Source organism: Pseudoalteromonas sp. Of11M-6 (genome assembly GCF_022347905.1).
Taxonomy (GTDB): Bacteria; Pseudomonadota; Gammaproteobacteria; order Enterobacterales; family Alteromonadaceae; genus Pseudoalteromonas.
The window spans coordinates 23,352-37,160 of sequence record NZ_JAKRFW010000049.1 but is presented as its reverse complement, the minus strand read 5'-3'; the positions used below and the strand labels follow the sequence as shown (position 1 = coordinate 37,160).

13 protein-coding genes are annotated in these 13,809 nt (G+C 43.8%); 1 reads left to right on the top strand and 12 read right to left on the bottom strand.

Annotated elements, in window-relative coordinates; all coding sequences use genetic code 11:
* Nucleotides 1-81: 81 nt before the first annotated feature.
* From infA to trxB, 4 genes are all read right to left on the bottom strand, one after another.
* A complete protein-coding gene (infA, locus tag MHN32_RS19480) occupies nt 82-300 on the bottom strand; it encodes a translation initiation factor IF-1 (RefSeq protein ID WP_002962494.1) in 219 nt (72 codons plus the stop codon).
* A gap of 304 nt (nt 301-604) precedes the next feature.
* The gene (locus tag MHN32_RS19475; protein WP_010604914.1) at nt 605-1,336 is read right to left on the bottom strand and encodes an arginyltransferase; all 732 of its coding nucleotides are present in this window, start codon (nt 1,334-1,336) and stop codon (nt 605-607) included.
* Entirely contained in the window at nt 1,329-2,045 is a 717-nt protein-coding gene (aat, locus tag MHN32_RS19470) for a leucyl/phenylalanyl-tRNA--protein transferase (protein ID WP_010604913.1), read from the bottom strand. Before aat ends, MHN32_RS19475 begins: the two co-directional genes overlap by 8 nt.
* Before the next feature lie 89 nt (nt 2,046-2,134).
* A complete protein-coding gene (trxB, locus tag MHN32_RS19465; RefSeq protein WP_174168783.1) occupies nt 2,135-3,088 on the bottom strand; it encodes a thioredoxin-disulfide reductase in 954 nt (317 codons plus the stop codon).
* A gap of 286 nt (nt 3,089-3,374) precedes the next feature.
* Between trxB and pssA the strand changes: the two genes are divergently transcribed.
* Nucleotides 3,375-4,700, top strand: a complete 1,326-nt coding sequence (gene pssA, locus MHN32_RS19460) for a CDP-diacylglycerol--serine O-phosphatidyltransferase (RefSeq protein WP_239422572.1) — start codon at nt 3,375-3,377, stop codon at nt 4,698-4,700.
* A gap of 52 nt (nt 4,701-4,752) precedes the next feature.
* On the opposite strand, the gene asnB is transcribed toward pssA, so the two are convergent.
* The 8 genes from asnB to MHN32_RS19420 form a co-directional block, all read right to left on the bottom strand.
* A complete protein-coding gene (asnB, locus tag MHN32_RS19455; RefSeq protein WP_239422571.1) occupies nt 4,753-6,423 on the bottom strand; it encodes an asparagine synthase B in 1,671 nt (556 codons plus the stop codon).
* Between the two features lie 188 nt (nt 6,424-6,611).
* On the bottom strand, nt 6,612-7,274 hold the full coding sequence (pcp, locus tag MHN32_RS19450; protein ID WP_206473153.1) for a pyroglutamyl-peptidase I: 663 nt from the start codon (nt 7,272-7,274) through the stop codon (nt 6,612-6,614).
* Complete coding sequence (locus MHN32_RS19445) at nt 7,274-8,284, bottom strand: DUF979 domain-containing protein (RefSeq protein ID WP_239422570.1); 1,011 nt, start codon at nt 8,282-8,284, stop codon at nt 7,274-7,276. The genes pcp and MHN32_RS19445 overlap by 1 nt, the downstream gene beginning before the upstream one ends.
* The gene (locus MHN32_RS19440) at nt 8,281-9,039 is read right to left on the bottom strand and encodes a DUF969 domain-containing protein (RefSeq protein ID WP_010372454.1); all 759 of its coding nucleotides are present in this window, start codon (nt 9,037-9,039) and stop codon (nt 8,281-8,283) included. The genes MHN32_RS19445 and MHN32_RS19440 overlap by 4 nt, the downstream gene beginning before the upstream one ends.
* Nucleotides 9,032-9,970: a biotin-dependent carboxyltransferase family protein gene (locus MHN32_RS19435; RefSeq protein WP_239422569.1), complete on the bottom strand. Its 939-nt coding sequence runs from the start codon at nt 9,968-9,970 to the stop codon at nt 9,032-9,034. Before MHN32_RS19435 ends, MHN32_RS19440 begins: the two co-directional genes overlap by 8 nt.
* Nucleotides 9,964-10,614 carry a 5-oxoprolinase subunit PxpB gene (gene pxpB, locus MHN32_RS19430; protein ID WP_239422568.1) on the bottom strand — a complete coding sequence of 217 codons (651 nt, stop codon included), beginning with the start codon at nt 10,612-10,614 and terminating at the stop codon, nt 9,964-9,966. Before pxpB ends, MHN32_RS19435 begins: the two co-directional genes overlap by 7 nt.
* Before the next feature lie 142 nt (nt 10,615-10,756).
* Nucleotides 10,757-12,271 carry a leucyl aminopeptidase gene (locus MHN32_RS19425; RefSeq protein ID WP_239422567.1) on the bottom strand — a complete coding sequence of 505 codons (1,515 nt, stop codon included), beginning with the start codon at nt 12,269-12,271 and terminating at the stop codon, nt 10,757-10,759.
* Between the two features lie 86 nt (nt 12,272-12,357).
* Complete coding sequence (locus MHN32_RS19420; protein WP_239422574.1) at nt 12,358-13,674, bottom strand: MFS transporter; 1,317 nt, start codon at nt 13,672-13,674, stop codon at nt 12,358-12,360.
* Nucleotides 13,675-13,809: the final 135 nt, after the last annotated feature.

Sequence of the window (13,809 nt, the reverse complement as noted above, 5' to 3'; positions counted from 1 at the left end):
CTAAGTAACATCAGTATGTTGAAGTCGCTTGGGTATCAACGAGTTTACGGCATCAACTTAGTATAAATCTACACACGCAGATTAACGAGCACGGAAGACAATACGTCCCTTTGATAGGTCGTAAGGCGTCATTTCAACAGTAACTTTGTCACCAGTCAAAATACGGATGTAGTTTTTGCGCATTTTTCCAGAAATATGTGCAACAACCACGTGACCATTTTCTAGTTCAACACGGAACATTGTGTTTGGTAGCGTGTCAAGGACCGTGCCTTGCATTTCAATTACGTCTTCTTTCGCCATGTGTAGCGTATCACCTCTTGGTTAAATTAAACGATGCAGATTTTGCCCAAAAGCGGGGAATAAGTAAAGTTACAAGCTGATTTTTTGTTAATTTGGTCGTTTATTCAGCCAGTTTTACTAAAGTTTTTCGCTTCTATTCCTAACGCATCTCAAAATCTGGAGCCATATTACTAGGCAAGGGCGCTATTCTAGCATAGGAAAGTCTGCTAGTAACGCATGTTTTTTGTCCATGCAACGGGATAATAAGGGTGTAAAAGGAGAAGTATTCCTGCATTTGAGCTTAAGCATGCAGGAATACTAAGCACTAACCACAAGATTGCGGGGGAGCGGGATCAATATCTTGCCAAATATCTTTAACTAACTTTTGTGCTGGAACAAATTGGGTTTTGTAACGCATTTTTTTACATTCGTCGATTTGATAACCCAAGTACAAATAGGGTTTATTCTGTTTCGCCGCCTGTTCTAACTGAGCCATGATCATGATAGTACCGATACTTAGTGATTCATACTCAGGATCGAAAAAGGTGTAAATAGCAGACAATGAATAGGGCATTGAATCTGTGACCGCCACTGCAATTAATTTATCTTTGTGCCATAGCTCGATAAAGACGATGTTCATCCAACGACAAAATAAGAAGCTTTCGTACTGGAGACGGTTAGGTGGGTACATAGAGCCATCGCTGTGGCGTAGACTGATATATTTCTCGTATAACGGATAGTATTCAGGCCGCTCCTGATGGCTAATAATAAGCTGATAATCTTGTTTTAATTTATTACGTTTGCGCTTTTGAGATTTACTCGGTTTAAATTCTTGAGTTAATACTCTTACTGATTGACAAGCTGAGCATGCGGGACAGTGCGGACGATAAATCTGGTCTCCACTGCGGCGAAACCCTAATGCTAACAATTGTTCAAATCTATCTGGGCTGTAACAATTTGGGTCTAGAATAACCAGTAACTGTTCCTTCTGCTCAGGTAAATAACTACAACTAAATTGTTGGCTCAGTCCGATTTTAGAAGGAAAGTGTTCATTCATAGATAGCTTTCAACTCCTGAGGCTGCCACATTGATGATGGGATCTCAAATCGATCCGCCAATCTAAGTCTAGTCAAAAACTCGCTCCTTGGTACAACTTTTAATCCCAAACTTGTTAAATAAGGATTTTCGAGTTGGCAATCAATAAAATGTGCTTGATGGGCTTTGAGCCAATTAACCAGTGCCCACATCGCCATTTTGGACGTATTAGGTAAGGTGTGGAACATAGATTCACCACAAAATACACCGGACTGCATGATGCCATAGAGCCCGCCAACGAGGTTGCCTTTATCCCATACCTCCACACTATGTGCTAATCCCTGAATGTGCGCTTGCTGATACGCAGCCAACATCGCATTCGTGATCCAAGTTCCTTCAGCGGCCATTCGTTGATTTCTACAAGCTTGAATCACTTGTGAAAAGGCGGTATTGATTGTGACGGTCGGACTGAGTTTGCGTTGGGCTTTTCTTAGCGTTTTACCACAATGAAAATCTTGAAGCTCCAAGATCCCGCGTTCGCTTGGGCTCCACCACATGATTGGCTCACCTTCATTAAACCAAGGAAAGATCCCATTGGCATAAGCGTTTTTCAGTCGTTTTACCTGTAAACACCCGCCAATGGCAAGCAGTCCATCTGGTTCAGACAAGGCATAGTGATTTGGCGGAAAGCGAAAGTCATCGCGGGCGAGATGGAACAGTTGTTGGATCATTGAACAAACTACAAGATTGTTATTTATTTCAATATAGCAAATTAAGGCAAGGAGGGAAGAGGGCCAGTCTAGACCGACCCATTTATCTATTATTTTTGGCTGTCTAAGAAGCGCTCTGCATCTAGTGCTGCCATACAGCCTGTACCTGCTGAGGTAATTGCTTGACGGTAAATGTGGTCAGACACATCACCTGCTGCAAATACACCTTCAACACTAGTCTGTGTTGCATTACCATTGAGGCCTGATTGCACTACCAAATAACCATCTTTCATCTCTAGCTGGCCCTCAAACATATCTGTGTTTGGTTTGTGACCAATCGCGATGAAAACACCAGCAAGATCAAGCTGCTCTGTCGCTTCTGAATCAGCATCTTTGATACGAATACCAGTAACACCCATCTCATCACCTAGCACTTCATCTAGTGTGCGATTTAGGTGTAATACTACGTTACCGTTCGCCGCTTTATCCATTAAGCGATCGGCAAGAATTTTCTCACTACGGAAAGAATCGCGGCGGTGAATAACATGTACTTCTTCAGCGATATTTGATAGGTAAAGTGCTTCTTCAACCGCGGTATTACCACCACCAACAACCGCAACCTTTTGACCACGATAGAAGAATCCATCACAAGTTGCACAAGCAGATACGCCACGGCCTTGGAACGCTGTTTCAGACTCAAGACCAAGGTATTTAGCAGATGCACCTGTTGCGATGATTAACGCATCACAAGTATAAGTGCCTTGATCGCCAGTGAGTGTGAAAGGGCGCTTCGTCACGTCAACTTTGTTGATGTGATCGAAAATGATTTCAGTTTCAAAGCGCTCTGCATGCTCTTTCATACGGTCCATAAGAGCTGGACCCGTTAAACCATGTGCATCACCAGGCCAGTTCTCGACTTCAGTAGTTGTAGTCAGCTGACCACCTTGCTGCATACCTGTGATTAGTACTGGGTTTAAATTTGCCCGTGCTGCGTATACCGCGGCAGTGTAACCTGCAGGACCCGAACCTAAAATCAACAGTTTGCAGTGTTTTGCATCGCTCATGTAATTTTCCTAACTAAATTCTAAAAAATGCTATTAAGCAAAAGTTTGTTCGATTCTATGTAATTCAATAGGGAAGTAAATAAAAAACCGTAATCTGATTTGGTATAAATTGGCAAGTTGTCAAAAAATTTGTACTGTTTTGTTTTAAATCGACTACAGATTGAGCAATCTTGTTCGGGACTAGCAAAAAACAGCAGTATTTCATGACCTCAGGTTTTTTTTTTGATATGTTTTAGAGAATTTTGTTTTGCTATCAAGAGTTGATAGCCTAATTGAAAAGGTACATATGGCATTTTGGCAGAATACCCCAGGCTTCGGGTTAAGTGCACAAGATTGTGAGGTGTTAACTGATGCTAAGCAATATCATCAGACACTTTTACAACTGATCTCACAGGCAAAAACGCGTATTTATATCACCGCACTTTATTTACAAGATGATGAGGCGGGTCGTGAGATATTGCACGCATTGCACGAGGCTGCACAGCAAAATCCAGACTTAACGGTAAAAGTGTTGGTTGATTTTCACCGTGCGCAACGCGGCCTCATTGGCGCTGAAAAGTCAGAAGGCAACGCCAAGCTATATTGTGATTTAAAAGAGCAACTGGACACTCAAGTTGAAGTGTATGGTGTGCCGGTAAAAGCAAAAGAACTTTTTGGCGTGTTGCATTTAAAAGGCTTTGTTATTGACGATATCCTGCTTTATAGCGGTGCTAGTTTAAATAATGTCTATTTGCATCATGATGAAAAATACCGTCTAGACCGCTATTTTGTGATTAAACAAGCACAGCTCGCGGATAGCTTTTGCCACTTTACCGATCAAGTGCTGATAGCGTCTGACGCAGTACCTAGACTCGACATCCGTCCATTACCTACTTTACTCGACATTCGTACTGAGCAAAAACAGCTGATGAAACAGTTGAAAAAGGCCAGTTATGATATTTCAAAGGCGAACAGTCGAGAAGGTCTAACGGTTCGTCCATTTTTAGGTTTTGGTCGTAGAACTAATAAGCTAAACCGTCTTATTAAGGCGCTTTTCGATACCACAGAACAAGAGTTAGTACTTTACACCCCTTACTTCAATTTTCCGGCTCCTTTACTTCGCTCGTTACGTCGTTTACTGAAAACAGGTAAAAAGGTGACAATAGTGGTGGGGGATAAAACGGCAAATGATTTCTATATCAGTCCAGAGCAGCCATTTAGCCGAATTGGAGCGCTTCCGTATTTGTACGAAACCATTTTGTATAAATTTATCAAGTCGCAACGCCGCTTTATAACTGCCGGATTGTTGGATGTGTATCTGTGGCAAGATGGCAACAACTCGTTTCACTTGAAGGGAGTGAGCAAAGATGGCGATACGCATTTAATGAGTGGTCATAACCTCAACCCAAGGGCATGGGGGTTAGATATTGAAAATGGCATTCTAATAGAAGATCCCGACAAAGCATTGTTGCCTCAAATCGAGTTAGAAAAGCAAGAGATCTTAAAACATTGCCGTCGCATCGAAAGCCACGATGATCTCGAGACATTGGCGGATTATCCAGCACCTGTGAAAAAACTCCTTGGCCAGGCTAAGCGTGTGAAAGTCGACTTTATTATCAAGCGTTTTATTTAATTCAAACACTGTCAGTTTTTTAAAAAGGGACGAGCGTCCCTTTTTTACTTTCTTATTTTTGATTATACGCTTCGTTGTGTGAGCTTGCTGCGCGACCTGATGGATCGGCATTGCGCTGGAAAGACTCGTCCCAAGCAAGCGCTTCGGGCGTTGAACACGCCACAGACTTGCCGTGAGGAACACACTTAGCTGCCGCTTCTCCTGGGAAATGCGACTCAAAAATGGTGCGATAATAATAGGCTTCTTTGCTATCCGGTGTATTGATTGGATAGCGGTAGTGGGCGTTTTCAAGATCCGAATCGCTCACTTGCTGATTGACATACTCTTTTAGCGAATCGATCCAGCTATAGCCCACGCCATCAGAAAATTGCTCTTTTTGGCGCCACAATACGTCATCGGGTAAATAGCCATCAAACGCCTCGCGGATAATGTGCTTTTCGATACGGCCATCTTTACACATTTTGTAGTCTGGGTTGGTACGCATGGCAATATCGACAAATTCTTTATCTAAGAAGGGAACACGTGCTTCAACTCCCCAAGCTGCCATCGACTTATTTGCACGTAAGCAATCAAACATATGCAGTTTCGAGATCTTTCGATTTAGCTCGTTGTGAAACTCTTCAGCATTTGGTGCTTTGTGGAAATACAAATAGCCGCCAAATAGTTCATCAGCCCCTTCACCCGATAACACCATTTTAATGCCCATAGCTTTAATGTAGCGTGCCATAAGGTACATAGGAGTAGAAGCGCGAATGGTTGTGACATCGTAGGTCTCTAGGTGATAGACCACCTCTTTAAGGGCATCGAGCCCTTGTTGTACGGTAAAGTGAATGGGATGGTGAACTGTGCCGATTTTATCCGCTACCTTTTGTGCCGCAGCGAGATCGGGTGAGCCTTCCAAGCCAATGGAAAATGAGTGAAGTTTTGGCCACCAAGCATCGGAAGCATCATCATCTTCGATACGCTTTGCTGCGAACTTTTGTGTGATAGCGGAAATCACAGAAGAATCGAGACCACCAGACAACAACACGCCATATGGCACATCGCACATCAATTGGCGTTTTACTGCGGCTTCTAGCCCATTTTTAACCGCTTCGGGGCTGGCCTCATTGTCTTTTACAGCACTAAACGCTTGCCAGTCGCGTTGGTAATACTCTCTTGGACCCCCTTCTTTTGAATACCAATAATGGCCAGGAGGAAACTCTTCAATTTGTGTACAAATAGGTGTGAGCGCTTTCATTTCGCTGGCGACATAGAGGTTACCGCTTTGATCACGGCCAGTGTAAAGTGGAATGATACCGATATGATCACGACCAATTAAAAAGGCATCTTCCGTTTCATCGTACAAACAAAATGCAAAAATTCCATTGAGATCATCTAAAAACTCAGGGCCTTTTTGCTTGTATAGCGCCAAGATCACTTCACAGTCTGACTCTGTTTGAAATTCAAATGGAACGGTCAGTGCTTTTGCAAGCTCTTTATGATTATAAATTTCACCATTTACCGCCAAAATATGTGTTTTTTCAGGGTTAAATAATGGTTGTGCGCCGCTAGAAACGCCGACAATTGCCAAACGTTCATGAACTAGGATGGCTTTTTCACTTGAATATACCCCTGACCAGTCGGGGCCACGGTGTCTTAGTTTTTTTGACATTTCGATCGCTTGCTCTCGAAGTGCAAGGGGATCGGTCTTGATGTCAAGTACGCCGAAAATTGAACACATATTTCCTCATTCCTATTTATGTGTTGATAATATCAACAAATTATTATTGCTCACGGAAGCATAGTTACCATGAGATAGTTTAAGTTCTACCAAAAATAATTTGATAAGTCACACAATGAAATAGAGAAAATGTGAATTTTTTGTGATATGCAATGGTGCAATCTTGCACCATTGTAGGGCAATTCTTATTAGTGTGTCGTTCCAGCGACAAGCTTAATATCTTGCTTTTGTGTAATGGCACTGGTTAATAGGATCTTTATTCCTTTAACTAGGGTGTCAATGTCCATACTGGGTGCACCAGGGTGGTGCGCCGCTTGGGAGGGCAAGTATGGAATATGCACAAAGCCACCACGGCACGCTAAGTCATGTGTACTAAGATAGTGCAGTAATCCATACATCACATGGTTGCACACGTAAGTACCCGCAGTATTAGAAATACTTGCAGGAACTCCCGCCTGAATCGCACTACTTAGCATACTTTTTATTGGTAAAGAGGCAAAGTAAGCATCGGGTCCGTGTGTAACGACTGGTGTATCTATCGGCTGGTTTCCTGCGTTGTCGGCTATTCTGGCATCGTTGATGTTAATCGCGATACGTTCGATGGAGATATCACAGCGTCCACCAGCCTGGCCTAAACAGATCACGATGCTTGGGTGATACTTATCTATCGCTTGTGTTAAAGACTCAATACTTTTGTCAAATTCACAAGGTAACTCTTTTGTGTGGATCAGGTGGCCTTCAATGGTCTCACCTTCTAATAGCTGAGCTAATTGCCATGAAGGGTTGATGGACTCACCACCAAATGGGGTGAACCCAGTAACGAGGACACAAGGTTTACTGTAACTGGACATTAAAAAACGACTCCGTACATAAGAAAAATATTAATCACCAATAACGTTATAGCGGTTGGTATTTGCACTTTAATGACTTGGTATTTATCTTTTAAATCTAACAGTGCCGCTGGCACTATGTTGAAGTTAGCGGCCATCGGTGTCATCAGTGTTCCGCAATAACCCGAATACATGCCAATTGCTACAAGCGGTGCAGGGTCAGCGCCGTGGCCTTGGATCAAAAATGGCAGCGCAATACCCGCCGTCATTACCGGAAATGCGGCAAAAGCATTGCCCATAATCATGGTAAAGAGTGCCATGCCCACACAATACAGTACAACGAGCATAAAACGGTTATCTGGCGAAATAAATAATGTCACTAAGTCTTGGATTGCAGTGCCTGTGTTGGCGACGATAAATACGCCGCCAAGCATTGCAAGCATCTGTGGCAATATTGCTGCCCAGCCTATTGAGTCGACCAAGCGACGAGACTCAGAAAGTGCTTGTAGTGGACTGCCTTTGGTTATTTTCCAGCTCACCAGTAATGCGATGGTGCAAGCGAGTGTCAGTGCTGAAAGCGTCACGTGATCCTGATCGAATAGATAAAAGTCGCCGAGCTGGATCTCACTTAAGATGATAGTACAGATCACGGTAACTATTGGAATAAGTACAGCAGGAACGAACAATTTATTACCAAACCGATTTGCGTCTTCTGTTTTGGCTCGTTCGCACGGCATTTCGTAATTTCCCATGGAAACCATATTCATACCTGCAAGTAGTGCGATGATCACCACGTTGATGCCAATCCATAAATAAGTATTTCGCTCACCAATCAACGCGATAGAAGCATCACCAAAGATAAAGACAGAGCCAAATAAAAACCAAAATAGGGCGGTGGTGAGGCGCTTAGGATGGGCCTTATCTTGTAGCGTTTTCACCACTAAAAACATAACAATAAAGCCAATTAATAAATAGATGTTGTCAATTGAAAGTAAGCTAGATTGCGCGTCAGGAGTGTTCATTAAGCTCATAATGACTCCTCCTTAAGCGCTGAATTTGTATTGCTAGGTGTTTGCTCTTCTTCGCTTTGTTGCTGCTGACAGCGCGCAATTTCTGCCCGGATTTTTGCCTCAAATCGCGCTAACCGGAAAAGATGAACAATGAGCGCGGCAATTGCGGTTGGTATTGCCCAAAGTCCGATATGTAGCGGTTCAATCCCGGCAATGCCGTTTTCTTTTAAAAATGCATCCATTAGTAGTACAGCACCAAAGGCGATAAAAATATCCTCGCCAAAGAACACGGCGATGTTATCGCAGGCGGCAGCATGTGCGCCTATCATGTCTTTTACATCTTGTGGCAGGTCGCCGTATTGGTTTGCCGCAGCGCCGATCGCCATCGGAGCGAGCAGTGGTCTAACGGTTTGCGCTTGGCCCGCTAAATTGATTAACCCCAGCGCAGCGGAGCACTCACGGACCACAAAATACATACTTAAAATTCGAGAAGTGGTTGCCCCTTTTATGCCCGCAACCCAAGCTTTAGCGCGCTGCTGTAAGCCGTAACGTTCTAAAATTGCAATCACGGGTAAGATAAGTAGAAAGCTTGCAAGCTGGCGAGAGTTCATAAACTTTTCGCCAAAGGTGGCAATTAAGTCGACAAAGTCTATTCCAACGGCAAAACCAGTAACTAGACCTGCCGAGGTGACAACCAATAAGGGATTAAACCTCAGAGCAAAGCCAATAACAATCACAGCAATGCCCGAAAGAGGAAGGAGATTTAGCTCAGTCATTTTGTTGTTCTTTATTTTTAAGCGCTAGCCTTAGCTGATTGAGATGCGCCTGTACTCGGTGAGATTCCTTTGCTGCATCTATAAGGGATGTTGATTTTAAATGGATACAATCGCCCGCGCCCAATTGGCTCAAGTGGCGCATATCGGCTTGAATGATGGTACCAATAATTGGATAACCGCCTGTGGTTTGGCAGTCATTCAATAGGATAATGGGCTCGCCACTAGGGGGGAGCTGAATAACGCCTGGGTGGACAGCTTGGGTTGCAATATTATGTGCATGCACTAGGCTACTATGGCCACTTAGGCGAATCCCCATACGATTACTGCTGAGATTTACTTTCCAAATGGTGTCGTTTAATACACTCAGTGTCTGGTTGGAAATTAACTCGAGATGTGGGCCTGGGATAAAATGAATGAGCTTTTCGTAGCTGGGCTGCAGGCCACCAACGGCGTCCTTGGCAGTGCTTGGCGTGTAGCTCAGCTTGTCCCCTTGTTTAAGAGCTCGGCCGCTTATACCCCCAAAGCCTGCCATGAGATCGGTTGAATAACTCCCAAGCAGCTTGTCTATGTTGGTAAATCCACCTTCGACCACCAAATAAGCGCGTAAACCATCGCGGTTTTGTTTAAATGTTAGCTTATCTCCAGCTTTAGCCCTGTAGCGCCAGCAAGGGTATATCACTTCATCGTTTAAAGCAGCATTGAGATCTGCCCCTGTGATAACAAAGTTAGTGGGGGCGTGGAAGTAAAACTCGCATAAGCCAATGGTCACTTCAATAGCTGCAGTATCGTCGTCATTTGACAAGAGTGTATTTGCAAGTTTAAGCGCAACAGGGTCGATGACACCTGCTTGACTTACTCCTAAGTGGCGAAGTCCTTGACGGCCAATGTCTTGAATAGTTGAAAGTGGCCCAGGTTTAATAACTTCTAGCATGATTTCTCCACAAAACGCACGATATCTCCTGGTTGCAGCAAGCTTGCTGATGCAGAATTTGGGTCAAATAGCGTAGTATTGGTTTGTCCAAGTAAATGCCAACCACCGGGAGATTGGCTCGGGTAAATTGCACTGTAGCTGTCTGCGATGGCAATACTGCCTTTGGGGACCTTGGTAATTGGTGTGGATTTTCTGGGTAATTGAAGTGCGGTTGGTAACCCTGATAAGTAAGCAAAACCGGGTAAGAAGCCAATAAATTGTACTTGATAATCAACGCTTGAGTGTAGCTCGATAAGCTGTTTTGGTGTCAGTTGTAATTCGTCCGCTATGCGTTCAAAATCCTGTCCGAATTCTTTGCCATAAAACACCTCAATATGATGGTGTGTTGGCTTTACCTCTGCTACCTCTAGGTCTTGCCAATGTGCTTGGATTTTATGTTGCCACGGATCGGCTTTACGGGGGTCTTTTAAATAGGCAGTAACGGAAGATTTGGCAGGCACCACATCAATAAAATCACCGCTACTATCAAGCCATTTCTTGAGGGCGAACAGTCGTTGATTAATTGGACTTTTGCTATCAGGCAAACATGTTGCATTTACAACAATTGCTTGCTCACCTAATAGATAACAACTCACATCGGACATAGACAATAACAATTGGTTGCTTTGGTAAACGTTATATTTCTTATAACACACCTCGCAATTGAAACGAAGTTATTGCTATCAGTTGCCATTTTGTTGCAGTCACAAAAAAGCCGTGTTTAAACACGGCTTAAAATCTGAGGATTTATTTAGCAGTTAATAGCCACTCGCTTAAGAGGCGAACGCCATAGCCTGTACCACCAGTTGGTACTTCGTCTTTGGCTGAGCTTGAAAGTGCGTTACCGGCAATATCGATATGAACCCAACGGGTGTCACCTGCAAATTGTTGTAGGAAAGTCGCAGCAGTTGTTGCACCAGGACCACCTGAACCTACGTTTTGGAAATCGGCGATGTCAGATTTTAGTTTGTCCTTATAGCCAAGCGGTAGACGCCATACGTTTTCGTTCACAACCTTACCTGCGTTGGTAAATTCTGTAATTAAGCTATCATCTTCAGAGAAAATTGCTGAATATTCATTACCAACAGCACGAATTTTAGAGCCCGTTAATGTCGCGACGTCAATCATGATCTCAGGGCTGTAATGTTTACGTGCATACCACATCGCATCAGACAGCACCAAACGGCCTTCAGCATCTGTGTTGACCACTTCTACGCTAATACCTTCTGCAGTGCGCAGTACATCACCCGGTGCAATTGCATACTGAGACACCATATTTGCCGCCATACCCATGACTGCTACCACGTTTACGTCTGCTTTGCTTAGCGCCATTGCTTTTACTGTACCAAGCACGGCAGCTGCGCCCGCCATGTCAGATTTCATGCGTGCGATCGAAGCGCCGGTTTTGATGCTATAACCACCAGAATCGAAAGTAATACCTTTACCGATCAGGGCAATTGGTGTCTCGCTGTTACCTTTATAATGTGCAACAACTAAGCGAGAGCCGTGCTCACTACCACGGCCAACGCCCTCAAGCGCACCCATGCCAAGTTCTTTAAGTTCAGCTGGTGCTAGTACTTTTACTTCAACGCCATATTGTTCAAGTTCCTTTGCCGCTTTTGCAAAGTCTACTGGAGTCATTTCTGTTGCGACTTCAGAGGTTAAGTCGCGCGCTAAAAACACGCCAGCTTGAATGTGTTGTAGTGCTTTATACTGAGCCTGTGTTGCTTGTTTATCGGCAACGTCGAAGTGATAGCTTACGTTAAAAGTGTTTGGCTCTTTTTTGTATACTTCGAAGGTGTGGTCACGAAGGTTTGCACCGTGTGCAAATTGTGCTGCTAGTTCTGCATTTGAAAGCGCTCCCTCAACGTCTTCGAATGCAACCGCAACATTCTCCAGCTTTTTACCTTCGAATTTAGCGTGTAGGTTACCACCAAGTTTGGTCATTTTGCTGGCGTTGAGTTCGCCTGCGTCACCTAAACCAACAATGAAGATACGCTTATAATCAGAGTCTACAGGTGCTAATACTTCAACTGTTTTGCCATACGCGCCTTTAAAATCTTCAGCAGCAATTGCGCGCGCCAATTGTTTGCGAGTGTCTTTATCCAGGAACTTTAGGTTACTTTGGTTTTCACCAGCTTGAAAAAGTACCAGTGCATCAGCGTCTGCAAGCTTGGTATTGAACTCAAAGTCAGCGGCATTTGCAGAAGTCATACTGGCAACCGCCAGCGCTAAAGCAGAAAAACGCGTAGTCAATGACATAATTTTATCCTCAGATAACTAAAATTGCGGCGTTTTTACCTCATTTGGAGAAATTTAGACACAGTTTGTCGGTGAAGTAACAGCTTTTACCGTTCAGTGACATTAGGTAAGCGGCTTGTCAGCACGATGCCTAATATCGTGACCATAATGTAGAGTGCAAGTAACACATTAATTGAAAATACCGAGGCAACGACACCAAGTGCACTTGTTAATAAAAGTACAATACCGATAATTGTGTTACTAAGCGTGACGTAACTGGTGCGTTTGTTTCCTTCGGCCATATCGACCACGTAGGTTTTGCGACCCACGCGCACGCCTTGGTGAGCGATGGCAATGACAAAATAGCAAAGTGGAATAAACCAGATTTTTTCTAGCAGTGAAGAATAAAATAAAGAAGTTGCCAGTAGTACAGCAGTGATAGCAACGGTGATTGTAGCACCATAAATCAGCACGTGTTTACTGGATTGATCGGCAAGGCGACCCCAAAATGCACCACTGACTAAACTAGCAAGTCCAGACACCGCTAACAAAGCTGCCAACACCCATGCACCGTTGCCAATATTCTGCTGCGCCAGCACGGTGAAATAGGGCGGAATAAGCGCAGAACTTAATAGCAATCCACGGGCTAAAATGAACTTTTTAAGTATTGGATCGGTTTTCAACAGTGCTAAATCTTGCTTTATTTTATCTAATCCGCTTTCACCACCTTCGGTTGCCCCTTCATATTCTTTGATTTTTGAGAACGTTAACGCACCAATCAGCCAAAAGATTGCAGCTAGTACCAGTGTGATCACAAAGTTGACTTTGTTTACTTGAGTGGCAGCGATAAAAAGCCCGACACCAAATGTAACGGTTATAAGTCCACTGACAGAGGCGGCTTGGCCGCTAAGCTGGCCGCGCTTTTGTTTAGGGATAGTTTTACCGATGACATCTTTTGACGACACGGAACTTAAGCTGCGGGCGATGCTAAAAATCGCCAGTAATCCAAGTACCAACCAAGCGTATAATTGATTTTCAGTTTGCTGCCATGCAAGCAGTGCCATAAGTAGTACACAAATAGCTTGAGTAAGTGCGCCGAGAGACCAAAGGTGCTTTCGTTTAGCGTGCTTACGCACCCACTGGCCAATAAACAATTGTGGGATCAGTGAACCGGACTCGCGAATGGGGACCAGAGCCGATATCATATAAGCGGGAGCACCGAGTGATTGCATCAGCCAAGGCAGCGTGATCTTTGGGTTGAGTAGGGCATCTCCTAATTTGCTAAATAGTTGACTCAATAAAATAAGTACGTAGTTACCGGGAACTTCTTTACACGCCTTATCGTCAATCGCTTTACAGGCACGCGCTTCGTCATCATTGGTTAGCTTTTGATAGAGATTCTCACTTATTTTACTCACACCCATTCCTTTACTTTGCAGTTTTGCAGACAACCTACTTCACTATCATGAACGACTTTAGATGAAATGATAATTAACCTTTAGCGGTCTCATTTAATACGCAGTAAATCATATTAAGTTCAATAAGTATGAAGTGATAGT

Coding starts and splice junctions, on each gene's coding strand:
- infA (WP_002962494.1), bottom strand. CDS start 300: ATGGCGAAAGAAGACGTAATTGAAATGCAAGGCACGGTCCTTGACACG.
- MHN32_RS19475 (WP_010604914.1), bottom strand. CDS start 1,336: ATGAATGAACACTTTCCTTCTAAAATCGGACTGAGCCAACAATTTAGT.
- aat (WP_010604913.1), bottom strand. CDS start 2,045: ATGATCCAACAACTGTTCCATCTCGCCCGCGATGACTTTCGCTTTCCG.
- trxB (WP_174168783.1), bottom strand. CDS start 3,088: ATGAGCGATGCAAAACACTGCAAACTGTTGATTTTAGGTTCGGGTCCT.
- pssA (WP_239422572.1), top strand. CDS start 3,375: ATGGCATTTTGGCAGAATACCCCAGGCTTCGGGTTAAGTGCACAAGAT.
- asnB (WP_239422571.1), bottom strand. CDS start 6,423: ATGTGTTCAATTTTCGGCGTACTTGACATCAAGACCGATCCCCTTGCA.
- pcp (WP_206473153.1), bottom strand. CDS start 7,274: ATGTCCAGTTACAGTAAACCTTGTGTCCTCGTTACTGGGTTCACCCCA.
- MHN32_RS19445 (WP_239422570.1), bottom strand. CDS start 8,284: ATGAGCTTAATGAACACTCCTGACGCGCAATCTAGCTTACTTTCAATT.
- MHN32_RS19440 (WP_010372454.1), bottom strand. CDS start 9,039: ATGACTGAGCTAAATCTCCTTCCTCTTTCGGGCATTGCTGTGATTGTT.
- MHN32_RS19435 (WP_239422569.1), bottom strand. CDS start 9,970: ATGCTAGAAGTTATTAAACCTGGGCCACTTTCAACTATTCAAGACATT.
- pxpB (WP_239422568.1), bottom strand. CDS start 10,614: ATGTCCGATGTGAGTTGTTATCTATTAGGTGAGCAAGCAATTGTTGTA.
- MHN32_RS19425 (WP_239422567.1), bottom strand. CDS start 12,271: ATGTCATTGACTACGCGTTTTTCTGCTTTAGCGCTGGCGGTTGCCAGT.
- MHN32_RS19420 (WP_239422574.1), bottom strand. CDS start 13,674: ATGGGTGTGAGTAAAATAAGTGAGAATCTCTATCAAAAGCTAACCAAT.